Origin of the sequence: Bacillus sp. N12A5, assembly GCF_026790125.1 — a bacterium.
In the GTDB taxonomy this organism is placed as follows: domain Bacteria; phylum Bacillota; class Bacilli; order Bacillales; family Bacillaceae; genus Bacillus.
In genome coordinates this window covers 361,421-378,898 of record NZ_JALAMR010000002.1, presented here as the reverse complement: position 1 = coordinate 378,898, position 17,478 = coordinate 361,421, and the positions used below count along the sequence as shown (strand labels likewise).

General features: G+C 42.4%; 14 protein-coding genes and 1 pseudogene. 6 read left to right on the top strand and 9 right to left on the bottom strand.

The features are described 5' to 3' along the window. Positions 1 to 115 precede the first annotated feature (115 nt). Positions 116 to 1,465 (bottom strand): Ktr system potassium transporter KtrD, encoded by a 1,350-nt coding sequence (ktrD, locus tag MOC09_RS02350; RefSeq protein WP_268367055.1) that lies wholly within the window; start codon positions 1,463 to 1,465, stop codon positions 116 to 118. 162 nt (positions 1,466 to 1,627) lie between these two features. Continuing rightward, complete coding sequence (htpX, locus tag MOC09_RS02345) at positions 1,628 to 2,524, bottom strand: protease HtpX (RefSeq protein WP_268358248.1); 897 nt, start codon at positions 2,522 to 2,524, stop codon at positions 1,628 to 1,630. A gap of 169 nt (positions 2,525 to 2,693) precedes the next feature. Between htpX and htpK the strand changes: the two genes are divergently transcribed. Both htpK and sspD read left to right on the top strand, forming a co-directional pair. After that, the gene (gene htpK, locus MOC09_RS02340) at positions 2,694 to 3,395 is read left to right on the top strand and encodes a transcriptional regulator HtpK (protein ID WP_268358249.1); all 702 of its coding nucleotides are present in this window, start codon (positions 2,694 to 2,696) and stop codon (positions 3,393 to 3,395) included. Positions 3,396 to 3,527: 132 nt separating this feature from the next. Further along, positions 3,528 to 3,722: an acid-soluble spore protein SspD gene (gene sspD / locus MOC09_RS02335; RefSeq protein WP_003218568.1), complete on the top strand. Its 195-nt coding sequence runs from the start codon at positions 3,528 to 3,530 to the stop codon at positions 3,720 to 3,722. Between the two features lie 10 nt (positions 3,723 to 3,732). On the opposite strand, the gene MOC09_RS02330 is transcribed toward sspD, so the two are convergent. The 4 genes and pseudogenes from MOC09_RS02330 to MOC09_RS02315 all read right to left on the bottom strand — a co-directional run bounded on the left by MOC09_RS02330 (position 3,733) and on the right by MOC09_RS02315 (position 7,647). Then, the gene (locus MOC09_RS02330; RefSeq protein WP_268369419.1) at positions 3,733 to 4,914 is read right to left on the bottom strand and encodes an anti-sigma factor domain-containing protein; all 1,182 of its coding nucleotides are present in this window, start codon (positions 4,912 to 4,914) and stop codon (positions 3,733 to 3,735) included. Beyond that, positions 4,911 to 5,666 (bottom strand): RNA polymerase sigma factor SigI, encoded by a 756-nt coding sequence (sigI, locus tag MOC09_RS02325; protein WP_268367054.1) that lies wholly within the window; start codon positions 5,664 to 5,666, stop codon positions 4,911 to 4,913. The genes MOC09_RS02330 and sigI overlap by 4 nt, the downstream gene beginning before the upstream one ends. A gap of 264 nt (positions 5,667 to 5,930) precedes the next feature. After that, positions 5,931 to 6,725, bottom strand: a complete 795-nt coding sequence (locus MOC09_RS02320; protein WP_419900977.1) for a TerC family protein — start codon at positions 6,723 to 6,725, stop codon at positions 5,931 to 5,933. A 258-nt stretch (positions 6,726 to 6,983) separates the two neighbouring features. Further along, a pseudogene (locus MOC09_RS02315) lies at positions 6,984 to 7,647 on the bottom strand (DedA family protein). A 173-nt stretch (positions 7,648 to 7,820) separates the two neighbouring features. Between MOC09_RS02315 and MOC09_RS02310 the strand changes: the two are divergent. From MOC09_RS02310 to MOC09_RS02300, 3 genes are read left to right on the top strand one after another with little or no spacing between them, the layout of a single operon-like run. After that, positions 7,821 to 10,223: an EAL domain-containing protein gene (locus MOC09_RS02310; RefSeq protein ID WP_268369417.1), complete on the top strand. Its 2,403-nt coding sequence runs from the start codon at positions 7,821 to 7,823 to the stop codon at positions 10,221 to 10,223. Between the two features lie 36 nt (positions 10,224 to 10,259). Next, positions 10,260 to 11,195: a Ku protein gene (locus tag MOC09_RS02305; RefSeq protein WP_268369415.1), complete on the top strand. Its 936-nt coding sequence runs from the start codon at positions 10,260 to 10,262 to the stop codon at positions 11,193 to 11,195. A gap of 3 nt (positions 11,196 to 11,198) precedes the next feature. Next, positions 11,199 to 13,034: a DNA ligase D gene (locus MOC09_RS02300; protein WP_268369414.1), complete on the top strand. Its 1,836-nt coding sequence runs from the start codon at positions 11,199 to 11,201 to the stop codon at positions 13,032 to 13,034. Positions 13,035 to 13,110: 76 nt separating this feature from the next. Here the strand turns inward: MOC09_RS02300 and MOC09_RS02295 are convergent, their stop codons facing one another. Both MOC09_RS02295 and MOC09_RS02290 read right to left on the bottom strand, forming a co-directional pair. After that, positions 13,111 to 14,124, bottom strand: coding sequence for a glycosyltransferase family 2 protein (locus tag MOC09_RS02295; RefSeq protein WP_268369412.1), 1,014 nt, complete (start codon positions 14,122 to 14,124; stop codon positions 13,111 to 13,113). Positions 14,125 to 14,136: 12 nt separating this feature from the next. After that, positions 14,137 to 15,831 (bottom strand): DUF6044 family protein, encoded by a 1,695-nt coding sequence (locus tag MOC09_RS02290; RefSeq protein WP_268369411.1) that lies wholly within the window; start codon positions 15,829 to 15,831, stop codon positions 14,137 to 14,139. A gap of 195 nt (positions 15,832 to 16,026) precedes the next feature. Between MOC09_RS02290 and MOC09_RS02285 the strand changes: the two genes are divergently transcribed. Next, entirely contained in the window at positions 16,027 to 16,839 is an 813-nt protein-coding gene (locus tag MOC09_RS02285; protein WP_268362649.1) for a metallophosphoesterase, read from the top strand. Between the two features lie 27 nt (positions 16,840 to 16,866). On the opposite strand, the gene MOC09_RS02280 is transcribed toward MOC09_RS02285, so the two are convergent. Further along, a complete protein-coding gene (locus MOC09_RS02280; protein WP_268362646.1) occupies positions 16,867 to 17,418 on the bottom strand; it encodes a YkoP family protein in 552 nt (183 codons plus the stop codon). Positions 17,419 to 17,478: the final 60 nt, after the last annotated feature.

Genomic DNA, 17,478 nt, shown 5'->3' with positions numbered 1-17,478 from the left:
TAAAAGGTGCAAAATCGTTAACTGCACCTGTTGATGTTAGGTTCTCCAACTGAAACAGCATCACACATCTTTTTTTTGGCAATCAAAAAAACACCGCAAAACATGCGGTGCCGTTTTATCCGATAATCACTCTTTCCTTCGGATAATGATAATTCGCTTCGATCTCTTTTCTTCCAATCAGATACAAGAAGGTCAGAATACCGATTCGCCCGATAAACATGACAATCATAATAACGCATTTTCCAACGTCACTCAAATCAGCAGTAATTCCAAGTGACAGGCCGGTTGTACCGAATGCCGAACACACTTCAAACAAGAGCTCCGGCAGAGAATGCTTTTCTGTAATGGTCAGGATAAGTGTCGCGCCAAAAACGAGCAGGATGGCCATCATTGTGACAACGAGCGACTTCATGAGATCAGCAGGATGAAGCTCCCGCTTGAATACCTTTACCGCTTTATTGCCGCGGGCAAAATGAAACAGCGCAAGAAGGTTCAGGGCGAAAGTCGTTGTCCGTATCCCTCCTCCCACTGAGCTTGGCGACGCTCCGATAAACATCAGCGCGCAAATAAAAAAGATTGTAGCATCGGACAATTGGCTGATATCAATAGTAGCCAGCCCCCCGCTTCGGGTTGCCGTTGATTGAAAAAGGGACAGAAACAAAATGTCATGCCATGATTTTCCGGCAAACGCGTGGTTTGCTTCCAGGATATAAATGCCGATAGCCCCAAACACGACAAGTGAGCCAAACGTAATCGTTGTGATTTTCGTAAAGAGTGTAAACGGGTATCTTCGATGCTTTGAAAACAAGAAATCCTTTACTTCCACAAGAACGGGAAATCCAATTGCGCCAAATACAATTAAAAGCATAGTAATAAATTGCACAAAATAATCGTGGCGGAAAGGGATCATCGAATTACCGGTAATATCAAATCCGCCATTTGTGGTTGCGCTGATACTGGCAAAAAATCCGTGTAAATAAGCCTCCTGATAGGAATCATAGTAGGTTAAGAAATAAGTGCCGAGTATGAGCCCGCCAAAAAATTCAATCCACAAGATCAGAAAAAGAACCTGCTTCATGAGATTGACAATCCCTGAAAACTGGGATTGGTTTTGGTCAACCATAATCAGTTTCCGTTCTTTCAGCCCGATTCGTTTTCCCATGATCAGCCAAATGAACGTTCCGAGCGTCATAATCCCGATTCCGCCAAATTGCAGAACAAATGCCAATATAAAAATGCCTATTGTGCTGAATGTATCAGCTGTATCCACTACTGTCAGCCCCGTTACGCTGACTGAGCTGACAGCCGTAAACAGCGCATCAATAAACGTCCAGTCCGCCCCCGGTTTATGCGCCGCCGGCAGACTCAGCAATATAACCGCCACAGTAACTGCAAGAAAATAATATAATGCAATCAGCTGGGCTGGAGATAATGCCTGTATCAATTTTCCAAGCTTAAATTTCATGTAAAATCCTTCTGCCTCTCTTTTTAAGTACGGTAATTATTCTAAAGATATTAGGCCCATTTTTAAAGGCTTTTACGAAACATTTTCTTAACTTGCTTCATTTTTTATTGTTTTAGTCAAAGGAATAAAAAAACCTCTGAGGATGGTCTCAGAGGAATGTTGTTATTTAGCTTCTAACCGTCTGATTCGCTCATCTAAATCAGGGTGAGTAGAGAAAAGCGAAGATCGCTTCCTGCCGTTAATCTTTAATGTTTGAACAGCTGTCTGATCGTCTTCCATAATGCGGGAAGAATAGCTCTTAAGCGTACGGAGCGCATGAATCATCTTATCCTTGCCGGCTAGATCCGCTCCGCCCCTGTCAGCATGAAATTCACGATGGCGTGAGTACGCAAACACAACCAGGCTGCCAAGAATTGAGAAGACGATATCAAACACAATCATTGCGATAAAATGAACGATCGGCGCAAGATCTTCCTTGACAAAACGGCTCGCAATCCACGCTGCAATACGGGATAAAAAGACGACAAAGGTATTAACGATACCTTGCAATAGCGTCATTGTCACCATATCACCATTAGCGATATGGGCGACCTCGTGGGCAAGCACACCTTCAACCGCGGCGTCATCCATTTGCTCCAGCAGTCCCGACGAAACTGCCACAAGGGAACGCCGTTTTGACGGTCCAGTCGCAAACGCGTTCACTTCAGGTGAACGGTAAATTCCGACCTCCGGCATTTTCGTTAACCCGGCAGAGCGGCTTAATCGGTGAACACGATCAACCAATTGCTGTTCCTCGTAACTGAGCGTGTGCTTGTTCGGATTCAGCACTCTTACGCCCATCATCGTTTTTGCCATCCATCTGGACATCGCAAGAGACGTAAACGAGCCGACGAAACCAACAACTAAGCTGAATACAAGGAGCGCAACTGGGTTGATACCGCCATCAGCTGTAAAGTACGTTCCGACGCCAGTAACAGAGCTTAAAACCGACAATACGATCCCGATTGTTGTTAGCACCAAAATATTCGTTAAAAGAAACAGAAAAATTCTTTTCGCCATAATAACCTCCGTTATTTTAAGTTCAAAAGAACCTGTATATTTAAATTATAAAACATCAGTTTGAAAATGCAAGTAATTAGACGTATGATGTTATTGTATTGCTGACGCTTTAATTTTGAATTCATACATAGCCTTATATCTGCGTCAAATTGTATTGAAGAGGTGAACAATGAACACTTTTAAACTCACTCGAATCGATATGGTACGGCTGCTCTATTCTCTAAAAGGACTGGGAGAAACAAGCCCGCTTGACATTCTCGTCCAATCAGCGAACATGTCAGCAGAAAAAGCAGCCAATCACCTTGAAATTCCTGAATTTCTTTTAAGATACGAACGAAAAAAACAGAAAAAAGAATACGGTCTCTCAACAAACGAGATCGTAGAACTTGGCAACTTATGCGAGCTGACTTCGTTAAAGTCGACCGCGATCCAAAACTGGGTAAAGCGTGATATTAAAGATCTGATTGGACACCCAGAACTGGGCAAGAAGTATTCAGTTGAACAGGCAGTCATTCTTTTAATTGTACGTGATTTAAAATCCATTTATGACTTTGAACATATACGCGCAATTTTAAAAGTGGCCTTTAACACCATCTCAGACAGATCAGATGATGTTATCAGCCCGATTGCTTATTATGAAAGCTGTGCATATGTGCTTGATGCCATTTATCACCAAGATACGCCTTCTATGAAAGAATCAAATCTGCAGGAGATCGTCGAACAGGAGACAGATCGACTTCGCCGCCGTTTTGAAGAACTGAATGACAGCCAATGGCTTAAAATCAGACAGATTATCGTCATTACAGTCCTCTCCATTTTGACCTTTCATATTCAGGCGACCGCCTATAAAATGACAGCAGATATTCTATAGTCTGCGTCTCCCCCCGGCTCAAAACCGGGGGTTTTCTTATCTTCCACAACAATTGCCAGCATAAATAAACCCCGTACATTTCAAACTAAATACGCGTTAAGAATTTCTTTATAGAAAAAGGAGATGAAAAAGATGGCGAGCAGAAATAAACTCGTTGTTCCAGGGGTGGAGCAGGCACTTGACCAATTTAAACTCGAAGTGGCTCAAGAATTCGGTGTAAACCTTGGTTCTGATACAGTCGCACGCGCTAACGGCTCTGTAGGCGGGGAAATGACAAAGCGGCTGGTACAGCAAGCACAATCACAATTAAATGGCACAACTAAATAAATTCAGGTCTTTATTCGCCGGGGTCACTCGGCGAATCTTCAGTTTGAGCTGAATGATTATTACTGCTGTAGCCGTTTGGATTACGGCGGTCAGAATCGTTATCCCCGCTTGACGAAGAACGGTTCTTACCTTGTTCACCGTTATTCCAGTTCCTATGATACTGGCCTTGGCCTCTTTCACCGTTATTCCAGTTTCTGTGATATTCGCTTTGGCCCTTTTCACCGCTGCTGTCTTCATTTCCTTTATCTTGAGGATCTTGTGTTGGGGTTTGCTCATGATCCCCATCTTTTTCAGCATTCGTGTTTTCATCTGATTCCTTTACATTTTTATCTTCATGATCATCAGTTTGTGTATCCGTTGCATCTTCTGTCTGTTCTCCGGAATCCGGGTCATCCAGCTGTTCCTTATCTCCTTGCTTATTGTCCTGGCCGTCTGTTTGGTCAGTGTTTTCATCCTCATTTCCGGCATTCTTTTGATCCTCTTCTCCGGATGGTTTGCTGGAGTCTTCTTTTGAATCTTTATTTTTCTTTTTATTTGATTTAATGTAGCTGCCTGTTGAAACGCCTTCCTTCTGTGCTTTTTCTCTCGTTTGCATATCTGACTCGAGAGATTCCATGCGGTATGTCGATTTATATTTTTCCGTCACATCATTGAGCTGCTTTTTCACAGCAGTTTTATATGTATTGTCGTCCGAATTTTCATAAACAGTGGAAATCAATATTTCTTTCGATTCCTTCACATATCCGTGCTCACTGCAGTCAGTTATAATATCATCAATCACCTTTTTAAAATCAGTCTTCTCCCAGTCATCTATATCATTTACGACCTTTTTTCCTTCATCGTTTAAAGGAGTCAGTTCAATCACTTCGTAATCGCTGTTTAATGCCATTTCAACGCTTGGATTGATATCAATTGTCATATACGCATAGGCCTTATTATTAGAAAAAATGGGGAGAACTATAAAAATAAAGAGCATAATAGCAGTCATCGTAAAAATCCCCATTTTGAAAGGGCGCAGTTTAAAAAAATCAAAAAAGCTGGCCCTTCTGCCCATGCGTGTTTCACTCGGAATCATGATTTCTTCTCCAATTTCATAGCTGCGGCGATCATTTTTGGCTTTTAAAAATTGTCCGTCAGGGGTCAGCAACGTGACGAATTTTTTATTTTTCTCTACTATGATCCCTCTTCTCATGAGTGCAGCACCCCTTTAAGATAATCTTTTAAATAAATATAATCACCCGTAATGATAATACACATCGCAATAATATATTTTCTGTTTCTCTCAATTGTTTTCCGGCTTACAGATACAAGCTGTTCAAGCTGTTTCACCGGAAGCTGTTTTTTTGTATACAGGATAGCGGCCAATTCTTCATGTTCCACAAGGGTCATCGCCACCTTTATGGCGTTTTGTCTTGCATCCGCATGCTTTGGAGAGTTTTCAAGCAGCTCTTGAAACGATAAACCATAATCTTTAAGCTGTTTTTGAAAATAGAGGATTTCCTCCCGCCTTTGCTCTTGTTCAATTTGACGGCGGTATTCATCAATGGAAAGCTCGGCTTCAATCAGGCTTTGTGATGACTCCTGATCGTCTCCTTCCTGTAAATCGATATTTATGTTTTGTGCGCTTCTAGCTTCTTTTCTGATGTAATCAATGACTTTTCTTTTTATAATAAGCTCGGCAAATGCGAGCAATGAATTGCCTTTTTCGGGTGAGTATTTTTCAATTGCTTCATTAAATGCGATCAGCCCGATGCTGAACTCATCGTCTTTTTCATCTATATATCGTTTACAAACGGATGAAACCGTCTTTGCGATAAATGGCTTATATTGCTGTATTAATTCGTTTTGCAGATCTTTATTGCCTTTTTGTATACTTTCAACAGCTTTTTCAAGCGTTTGCTTCTTTTTTCCCAATTTAAACAAAAGGCTAAGCACTGGTTTCACCTCAGTTCCTCCCTATAACTACTCATTAATGATAGCTAATTTGATAGGGAATCGCAAAGGCGAAAAAGAAATATTGATTTCCAATGTCTCAATTATGACAAACCATTCTGACGTACTATACATGATTTCGTGCCTTTATCGAGAATTAAGGGGGTTTTATACGTGTTTTTTGTAACAAAGCTGTTATAAAAATGTTATTTTATTTCGCCATTGAAAACGCTTTAAACACGAAAAGACTCTGCTTTACAAGCAGAGTCTTTCAGATTACGCCCTTTCCCGGCTGCTGTTCTTTTGTTCGTTTTGTGCGCTCTCCGGCTGTTTTTTTGCACCTGACATAAACCAGCCGCAAACCGCGATTGCCGCTAAGACACCCCAGAATATCAGCTTCCATGTTCCAGAATGGATAAAGTGCTCAGAAACAACCGCTATATCGTGATGGGCAAGTGTATATAAAGCAAGCTTCACTCCGACCCAGCCGACAATGACAAAGGCTGCTGTTTCTAGGCTTGGACGTTCCTTTAATAATTTAACAAACATTGAAGCTGCAAATCGCATGATCACCAGGCCGATGATACCTCCGGCCAAAATGACGATAAATTGTCCTCCGTCAAGTCCGCCGATCTTCGGAAGCGATGTTGCAGGAAGTGTCACCGCGAGAGCTACTGCCGCTAAGATGGAATCAACCGCAAACGCGATATCTGCCAGTTCAACTTTTAAAACAGTCGGCCAAAAACCGCTTTGCTTCGTCTCTTTATGCGTGTCTTCCTTCTTAAATACATATCTTTTTAATAAATGGCTTGCTGAGATATACAGCAAATAGAGCGCGCCAATTGCTTGAACCTGCCATACGTTGACCAAAAATGAAATGGCGAATAAAGAGCCAAACCGCAGAACAAAAGCCCCTGCCAATCCATAAAATAACGCTTTTTTCCTTTTTTCCTCCGGCAAATGTTTTACCATTACCGCCATAACTAACGCGTTATCAGCGGCTAAAATACCTTCCAGCCCGATCAAGACGAGAAGAACCCAACCATACTCTAATAATAGTGCTGCATCCATAAAAGATACCCTCCCCAAAAAGTTGTATTCTTTCTCTTCATCCGATCTTATGCCGGCCGGACCATGCAAAAAAGACCTTTGCCGACATAAGGCAAAGGTCTTGCTAGACATGAATAAAGCATGCCAACAAAGCCGATGGATATGGCAATCCATGAAATGACGACTTTGTTTCCGGAAAACATTCCGGACGCTACTCCCCTTTGGGATTTCAAGAAATATAATATTATACGTCAATGATATGCGGAGCTCGATTATTTGTCAACGTTTATTTTTCAAAAATACAGATAAATGTTCAGACTGCGTTCGTTTTTTCCTCTTTTTTATCAGCAAATAGAGCGCGAAAAGAGCTAAAATTGCTATCCCGATCGGAAGCATATATTGATCGAGAATAGCGCCGACCTCCTTCCAGTTTTCACCGAGCTTCACACCGAGATAGACATATACAAATGTTATCGGCACCATGGCGATGAACGTATAGAGCGAAAACACCCAAACGTTCATTTTTGCAATTCCGCATGGAATGGAGATTAATGTACGTATGCCTGGCAAGAAACGACCGCTGAAGGCTACAAATCCCCCGTGCTTTTTAAAAAATTCATCCGACTTATCGAGAGCTTCAGGCTTAATAAAGAGGTACTTCCCGAAACGCTCAAGAAACGGCCTTCCTCCGTATCGTCCTATCCAATACAGCGTGAGCGGGCCGGCAACACCCCCAAGCGATCCCGCCAAAACAGCGCCGAAAAGCGTCATATCTCCTCTAGATACCCAATAACCTGCAAGCGGCAGGACGATCTCAGCAGGGATAAACTCAATACAGAGCGCTAGAAATATTCCAAAATAAGATAAACTTTTAAATGCTTCTATCCATGACATAACCAGCTCTTCGATAGCCATCACTTCCCTTTTTTCGATATTTATGTATAACGCATTTTGTTTTTCGGAAAACATCAACATGATTTTAACACATTTTTCACGGTCAGCCGAACTAAAAAATAGATCTCACATGTATTTCTATGGACTTACAGGCTGAAACTCTGCGGTTAAGCAGCCGATAATATAGAGAGCCAACAAGACTTACACAGGGGGAATCTCCATTTGGAAATACACGCAACGTATAATACGACGCTTATATGTTTATCTATTCTTATTGCCTGTGCCGCATCGTACACTTCCCTTGAAGTCTCAAGGAAAGTCACCATCAATACAGGCTTAAAAAGCAAAGTTTGGCTGATCAGCGGCTCACTTATTATGGGATTCGGAATTTGGTCAATGCATTTTGTCGGGATGATGGCCGTCCATACGGAGATGCCGCTGCAATATGAATTCTTTCCTTTAATAGCATCCATAGGCGCATCTGTTTCCGGATCATTTGTCTCATTATATTTTGTCAGCCGGCACATTCTTACATATTACAGACTGCTTACTGGATCAGTTGTGCTTGGCGTATCTATTGCATCTATGCACTATATCGGAATGGCTGCCATTTCCCGGGTAATGATTATATACGAACCGATTCTTTTTACAGTTTCCATTATCATTGCGATTGCAGCATCTTTCGTCTCGTTAAAAATATTCTTTGACTTGGCCATGAAAAAACATTCTGACCATCTTATGTTCTATAAAGTCATCAGCTCGCTCGTGATGGGAGCAGGTATTTCTGGCATGCACTATACGGGAATGCTTGCGGCAACTTTCCACATGGACATGGCACCGCCCCGAAGCCATATGGAGGTCCATACGTTTCATTGGTCTATTTTTGTTGCGTTAATCATTTTCAGTATTCAGACACTGTTATTATTCAGTTCCCATGCCGATCGAAAGTTCGTTAAACAAAGCGAACGCATAAAAGATAACGAACAGAGATTTCAGTCTTTAATCGTCCACAATATTGACGCAATTTTTATTTTGTCGTTAGAAGGAAACATTATATCTTCCAATCATGCTGGTGAGGATATGATCAGAACATTTGGCTTTAGCATGCACGATTTGAGAAATTATACATCGCAGAAGATTAAGCGCCTCTTTGAGCAAGTCAAAACAGAAAAACAAGCCATTAACAGTGACAGCGATCTTATCACAGAAAAAGGGCAGTTTCACTTAAATATTACGCTTATACCTGTTGAAGTCAATCAAGAGCTTGACAGCATTTATGTCATTTGCAAAGACGTGACAAAGCAGTACAGGGCAGAAAAAGAAATCCATAGAATGGCTCATTATGACTCACTCACAGATTTACCCAACAGACGGCATGCCATTTCGCACTTAACAGAGGTAATGAATCGTGAGCATACCTTAAACAATAGCACCGTTGTATTCTTTCTGGACTTAAACCGTTTTAAAGTGATTAACGATGCATTAGGGCATAATGTTGGCGATCAGCTGCTTCAGCTGGCGGCTAAACGTCTGTCATCAGTTGTGCCTGATAATGGATTTATCGCCCGTCTTGGCGGAGATGAATTTATTATTATATTGAAGGATGCCAATACCGGAACAGGCGAAGCAGATGTTTTAGCAAGAAAAATTATCCAAAAATTCAAAAAACCATTTAAGATTCAGGATCACACGCTTGTTACATCTGTCAGTATCGGAATTGCGATATCGCCAAAAGACGGGACGGACGGTCTTGAATTGATGAAAAAGGCTGATATGGCAATGTATGCCGCTAAAGAACGAAACAAAAGCAAATACAGATACTATTCTTTTTCAATCGGCAACAAGGAAACCGTCAAGCTTAACCAAGAGATGGTACTCAGAGAGGCCATAGAAAACAATAGATTTGTCTTGCATTATCAGCCGCAATTCAGTGCAAAAAATCAAAAAATGACAGGTGCAGAAGCGCTGATACGCCTTGTTACACCCGATGGGCGGCTTCGTCCGCCCGGAGAATTTATCGGTGTTGCCGAAGAGACGGGTCTCATTATTGATATCGGAAAGTGGATAATTGATGAAGCATGCAAGCAGGCAAGGGCTTGGTATGACAAAGGATTTGACCTCTCTGTCGCCATTAATATTTCTGCAAGACAGTTTCAATCTGAAGATCTGATTCCCCTGATCAAGGATACGCTAATGAAATATCAGCTTCCTCCGCAACTTCTGGAAGTTGAAGTGACAGAAAGCATGACAATGGACAATCTCGATCACTCCAAGAAGGTTTTGTCTTCTTTAACGGAATTAGGAATCAGAATCAGCATTGACGATTTCGGAACGGGACACAGCTCCCTTAGCTATTTGAAGGACTTTCCGATTCACAGGCTGAAAATCGACAAATCGTTTATCGACGATATTCAGACCCATCCGAAATCAGAGCAAATTACCGGAGCGATAATCGCGATGGGCCATCAGCTGTCTTTGCAGGTGATTGCTGAAGGTGTAGAAAATTCCGCTCAAAAACAGCTTCTTTATGAAAAAGGCTGTGATCATTTACAGGGCTACTTGTTCAGCAGGCCGATACCGCCGGAACAACTCGAACAATTACTTCTCGAACAGCCGCCGCAATAAGGCGACGGCTGTTTTTTTACCCATAAGTTGCTACACATGAATCACCCTTCCCCACTTCACACTAAAGAAAAAAAGGGGTTTATCGATATGCATACAATGTGGAAGGGATCGATCAGTTTCGGATTAGTAAACATCCCCATCAAGCTATATGCGGCCACTGAAGATAAAGACATTAAGCTGCGCAGCCTTCATAAGGAGGATCATGCGCCAATCAAATACGAAAAAATTTGCACAAATTGTGAAAAAACACTCGGTCCTGATGAAATTGTAAAAGGATATGAATATGTAAAAGGCAAATATGTAGTGCTGACAGACGAAGATTTAAAAAGCTTAAAGCAGGAGCATGAAGAGAAGGCGGTTGAGATTGTTGATTTTGTTCAGCTACAGGAAATTGACCCGATTTATTTTAACCGCTCCTACTTTGTCGGACCCGGGGATAACGGCACGAAAGCCTATACCCTGCTGCGCGAGGCGCTGCGCTCAACCGGAAAGATCGGCATCGCCAATATGACAATCAGGTCGAAGCAGCAGCTGGCCATTCTCCGCGTTTATGAAAATTGTATCGTCATGGAGTCTATCCATTATCCGGATGAGGTCAGAAGCGCTGCTCATGTCCCGGGTGTACCGGATCAATCGAATGTAAACGATAAGGAACTGCAAACTGCTATCACATTAATAAATGAGCTGACGACTGAGTTTGAGCCTGAAAAATATGAAGACACGTACCGGCACGCCCTGCTGCAAAGAGTCAACGACAAGCTTGAGAACAAAGAAACAGCGGTCACTCCTGATAAAGCGCCTCCTCGTGAAGATGTCATTGACCTGGTCAGCGCCCTGCAAGCCAGCATCGACCGGACCAGAAGGCCGAATCGGGAAGCACCGGCAGCAGCACCAGCACAACCCGCTGAACCGAAAGGAGCCGGAGATAAAAAACGAAAAACGACAAGAAAAAAAGCCTCCGGCACATCATAACCCATGGCATTTACGATGCAGCCCGTCCTTACTTCGACACCGCCAATAGGAGCAGAATGGCGCTACGAAGTGAAATATGACGGGTACCGCTGTATTCTCCGCATCCATTCGGCATGTGTAACCTTAACCAGCAGAAACGGCTTGGAGCTTAACAGCACCTTCCCTGAAATCACACAATTCGCCAAAACCGCCTTTCAGCACATGGAAAAAGATCTTCCGCTGACACTTGATGGCGAAATCGTATGGCTGGTGAACCCTTGTCGTGCAGATTTTGAACACCTTCAAGTGCGGGGGCGTTTAAAAAGGCCGGAAAAGATTCAGGAATCTGCAAACGCGCGCCCTTGCTGCTTTCTCGCCTTTGATCTGTTAGAGCGAAGCGGAGAAGCTGTATCCTCTCTTTCGTATCTGGATCGAAAAAAGTCGCTGTTTGATCTCGTGTCTGCGGCAAAGCTTCCTGCATCTCCAGACCCTTATGCTAAGGAAACCATTCAGTATATCCCCTGCTATGATCAATTTGATCCGATTTGGGAGAAGGTGATCAAGTATGACGGAGAAGGAATTGTAGCGAAGAAAACAAACAGCAAATGGCTTGAAAAGAAGCGGTCGTCCGATTGGCTCAAATATAAAAATTTTAAACAAGCTTATGTTTGTATAACAGGGTTCAACCCCAATAATGGATTTCTGACGGTCTCTGTGTTAAAAAACGGCGTAATGACACCGATTGCCTCTGTCTCACACGGAATGCGCGATGAAGAAAAAAACGCCATACGCGAGATAATGGAACAGCACGGACATAAAACACCGTCGGGCGAATTTACGCTTGAACCATCGATTTGTGCAACCGTTCAATACTTAACGATTCACCAAGGCACATTAAGAGAGGTATCGTTTGTCGGTTTTGAATTCCATATGGACTGGACTGAATGCACGTATGCGCAAGTCATACGCCGCTCAAAACCGGTCCATCCAAAGCTTCAGTTCACAAGCCTGGATAAAATCGTATTTGAAAAGAATAAAAAAACAAAAGAAGATTTTATCCAGTACATGATTGAAGTCAGTGACTACCTGTTCCCATTTCTGAAAAGCCGTGCTGTCACCGTCATTCGGTATCCGCATGGATCAAGAAGCGAATCATTTTTCCAAAAAAATAAGCCGGACTATGCGCCGGATTTTGTTCAATCGTTCTTTGACGGAAGCCATGAACATATCGTCTGTGAGGATATGTCTACATTATTATGGCTTGCCAATCAGCTTGCTTTAGAGTTTCATGTTCCTTTTCAAACCATAAAAAGCAGACGTCCGGCTGAGATTGTCATTGACTTGGACCCGCCTTCACGCGATGATTTTCTCATGGCCGTGCAGGCCGCAAATGAACTGAAGCGGCTGTTTGATTCCTTTGGCATCACATCGTACCCGAAGCTGTCCGGCAACAAGGGCATCCAGCTTTATATTCCCTTGTCCCCAGAGGCGTTTACGTATGAAGAAACACGGCAATTTACACAGCTGATCGCAGCGTACTGCACCAATGCGTTTCCCGAGCTCTTTACTACAGAACGCTTGATTAAAAACAGGCATGGTAAATTGTATCTCGATTATCTGCAGCATGCAGAGGGAAAAACGATTATCTGCCCTTATTCGACAAGAGGAAACGAGCTCGGCACTGTCGCGGCACCGCTCTATTGGCACGAGGTACAAACATCCTTAACACCCGCTCTGTTTACGATTGATACTGTCGTTGATCGGATTAAGAAGCAGGGCTGCCCATTTTATGATTTTTACCGCAACCCGCAAGATGAACCACTTAGCGCCATTTTACATCAGTTGAAGAAAAAGAACTGACTTTCACAGAATGTGACGGGCGTGATGATCAATCGACACACAGAAAGAGCTGACTGATTAAGTCAGCTCTTTCTGTTTAACTATACTTTTTTTCTAACCGCTCTTTTTCCTGGCGCTGGAGCGGGCTCATCGGCTCATTATACAAATCAACATCAATTGCATATTTCGGCCGTCTTTTCACTTCAGAAAAAATCGTTCCGATATACTCTCCGATAATCCCGATTCCCATTAATTGCAGCCCGCCCAAAAACCATATGGAAATGATGAGCGACGCCCAGCCTGCATTTGTATGGCCGAGCAGCTTTTGAACGAAAGCGCCGATTCCTGCCACAGCACTGACGAAAAGTAAAACAAAACCTAAAAGCGTAAAGAATCGAATCGGGGCGACACTGAATGATGTTATCCCGTTAAAAGCGAATGATAGCATTTTTTTAAGCGGATATTTCGTTTTACCGGCAAAGCGTTCCTTGCGGTCATATAAGACTTCAGCTGATCTAAAGCCGATCATGGGAACAATGCCTCTTAAAAACAGATTCGCTTCCGGATAGCGAGCGAGCTCTTCAAGCGACCTTTTATTCATTAACCGAAAATCAGCATGATTATAAATTAATTTAATTCCAAGCTTATTCATGAGGCGATAAAACCCTAATGCTGTCGTGCGCTTAAAAAAGGTATCGGTTTTTCTGCTGCGGCGGACACCGTAAACAATCTCGCAGCCTTCATGATACTTCAGCATAAAATCCCGGATTACAGAGATGTCGTCCTGAAGATCAGCATCAATCGAAATGACGCAGTCTGATCTGTTTTTCGCTTTATGCAGACCGGCTAAAAGCGCTTTTTGGTGTCCGACATTGCAGGCTAATTTTAAGCCGGTAATCTTCTTGTTTCTTATGCTTTCCATAGCAATCAAGGACCATGTGCGGTCTTTGCTGCCGTCATCGACAAACAGAATTTTACTGTCTTCAGCGATTAATTTTTCTTCAATTAAGCCGTCTACAACCTCTGTCAGCTGACGGCTTGTCTCCTGAAACACTTCCTCTTCATTGAAACACGGAACGACGATGGTTAACACTGGCTGTGGCTGTTTCAATCGATATCCTCCTTATCTTGTCTCATATAAATAAATGCGCCAGGCGGAATCTTTATGGTCAAATGTCTTGACGAGCGAGAGATGGTTTTGATCGGCATTCATGATCGGAACTGAAGAAAAAATGTAACGCCCGCCCATTTCTTTAAATACATCTGTGTTTAATTCCAAATTGTTGATCGTTTTCTTCGAGTTCTTTTTAAAATCATATCGTTTGCCAAGTTCATCCACGAAAAGATAGCAGCGGCTGCCCCATTCATCGAAATACCGTTTCAGCCGAGCGTTTTTGTCCAGCTCTTTTTCGATGATTTTTCTAAATTCATATTTATATGAGAGCGGATACAGGTTGTTATACGTATCTAACGTATAAAACCCGTTATATTGGGCGATAGACGGATGCAGCCCAATGCTTGCCACCCTGTACGAATCTTGCGGACGCCCGATATACTCCTTAATCTCTTTGAATTGCTCAGACGCATAAAACTCCCGAAATGTTGGCGCATTGTAGTGAACGCCATACGTATATTCTTCATTAAAAGGCGCCAACACCATTAGCTGTGCAGCCACAGCAGCATATACAAGCCATTTCCACCCTCTTCCCATCCGCCAAATAAGATATAAAGCAAGCGCAAAACTCACGTATATGACAAGCGGCCGCAAGAAATGAAAACGGGCAAAATTAAATTCTGCTAAAAAGGCAAATTTCTGCTTTGGCACCGCCCATATTTTGTTGAACCAAAACGCATACCATAATGACAGTGCGTAATTAAGCACACATAAAAACAGATAAACATTTTCTGACTTTGTCCTGTTTTGCTTGAACAGCACAGCTGCAAATACAAGCAGCAGGATCGGCAGGATGACAACAGTGTGAACGGTCATCACATGATTATGGCCATAGACAAAGTTTTTTACGGATAAACGAAGAGAATGCCAAACGTCATGCCTGGATGAGATAAATTCAATCCGATGCATCGGCGCATGCGAAAACAGCATCGAATAAACGAGCCGATACTCGACGAAAAGATAAATACTTGTCATGAATGCAATACTGCCCAGGAACATCAAATTCCATCTTCTTTTTGTAATGGCATCATACAGCCAAAAGCATGCCATTCCTGCCAAGAAAAAGAAGAAACCTAATACAAAACTGGAATATAAGGGCAGCAAACCAAGCGTCAGCCACTCTCTCCATGTGATATCCCCTTTTCGGATATTCAAAAAAGCCCATAATGCCAAAGGATATCCAAGCGTACTCAGCATTCCCGAAGGCCAGAAAGGTGTTAAAGCAAATGCCAGCGATACGCCAATTCGAATGAAAGCCGCTTTTGGTTCAGGAATCACATGTTTCTTCAGCAGCACATACATTCCCAAAAAAGCGACAAGTCTTGTAATCGTCTGGCTTATGGCATAGGCGGTCATGGAAGAAAAGAAAGCGTGCAGCCAAACAATTCCGCTCAACTCGGTGCCAAAGGCATCCCGCGGCAGCCCGTTAATGATTTGCGGAATGGCGGCGTCAACCTTGCCGACGATTTCTCCGCTATCTGCGAGAACCTTGTACCAAGCGATATTGGAATCTAAATTATCGTGGACGCGAATATGGGCATCTTCCTTTAAAATAAAAAGCGGAGATACATACAGCAAAAGAAGAAATAATGCGATCCAGAGATAATATGTTTCTTTTTTTTGTTGTCTCATTAATCGTAACATCGCTTACACATCCATCTGTTATTCTGACTCATATCCGGCATGTTCTGCCTCATGTGTCAAAATTTATTATCCCTTTTCCCTTCCAAAACATTCATGAGATGACAATCCATTTTTTAACCTGTCTCTTACCCATTAATTCCCGCTATCCATAGGTCTGGATTACTTACTATACTGATAGGAGGGAGGGGATATATGTTGTTTACAATCTTACTTTCATTGGCCGTACTCTTATGTGTGCCATTTATCTATAAAGCGAACCGCAATACAAAAGATGTTAAGGTCAACACCATTTCAATCGATCAAAAAGACGGCCTTCCAGCCAGAAAAAAGTTAAACATCCTTCATTTATCAGATCTTCACTTAGAAAACATTTCTGTTTCACCTGAAGAGCTTTATCATTTAACAAACAATCAGCCTGTGGACATCATCGCGCTGACCGGGGATTTTCTGGATCGGAAACGCAATATTCCGAAGCTGGCAGGCTACTTAAACGCATTGCAAAAGCTGAAGCCTGCATATGGTATGTACGCGGTGTTCGGTAACCATGATTATGTATTGAAAGATAAGGACTTTCAAAGATTGAAGCGTGTATTAGAGGAAAACGGCTGTATTACGCTGCAAAATGAACATGTTCAAATCGAGACGTCTGCAGGGCCTGTCAATATTATCGGCATTGATGATTACAGCACGAATCGCAGCAATATTACCAGCTCTTATCAAAATCTAGAAAATGGCTATCATCTTGTTTTAACACACGACCCAAACATTATTCTGGATATGAAAGATGTTCATTTTGACTATCTGCTGTCAGGCCATTTTCACGGCGGACAAATTCACTGGCCTAAACCGTATCATTTGGTGAAAATGGGCAAGCTTGTTCGAATGAACATGATTAAAGGTCTTCATTATCACCACGATAAACCGTTTTATATTAGCGAAGGGTTGGGACAAACCGGTGTGAATATCCGTGTCGGAAGCCGCCCTGAGGTAACATTTCATCAGATATAATCAAAAAAGACTGTGCTGACCAAGGCATCAGTCTTTTTTTTGATAAGTTTTCTGAAGCTTTTCTTTGGAGATAAACAAATAGGATGAATTCGGTAAATGCCGAAAGCTCACTGGCTTTGAAGTGAGATATAAAATCGGCAGATGGGTTATCTTTTTAAAGCATCTGTAAAAAGGATTGACCGGGGCGACAACATCAAAGCCCAGCCTTTCCACACCTTTGTCAAGCATGGTAATTCCCACAATCCCTTTAATTTTTTCACTTTTTTTATGATTGTTGATGTATTCCAATAATATCGGCATCGATTGATATACTTTTTGATAGATAATGATCCCCTTTCTGACTGCACTCTCAATGCTTTGCAGCTCCCTGATCAGCTTAATATTATGCAGGTGAATTTTAAGTAGGACATCATTTTTTCTTATATGCGTTCCGTCGCTCAGCACGACATGATGCCCTTTGTATTTCGTCAGCCTGACTCGAAAGACACTCTTGCGATCTTTGTCAATCAAGGTCAGCCTTGAAAAAAAGAAATATATCGGGTCAATCACTCTCCAAATGGAAAGGAAACAGGTTTTCATCTCTTCACCTTCCTTATGATCAAAAACACCCTTATATTTTGTCAACGTTCTCCCCAAAAT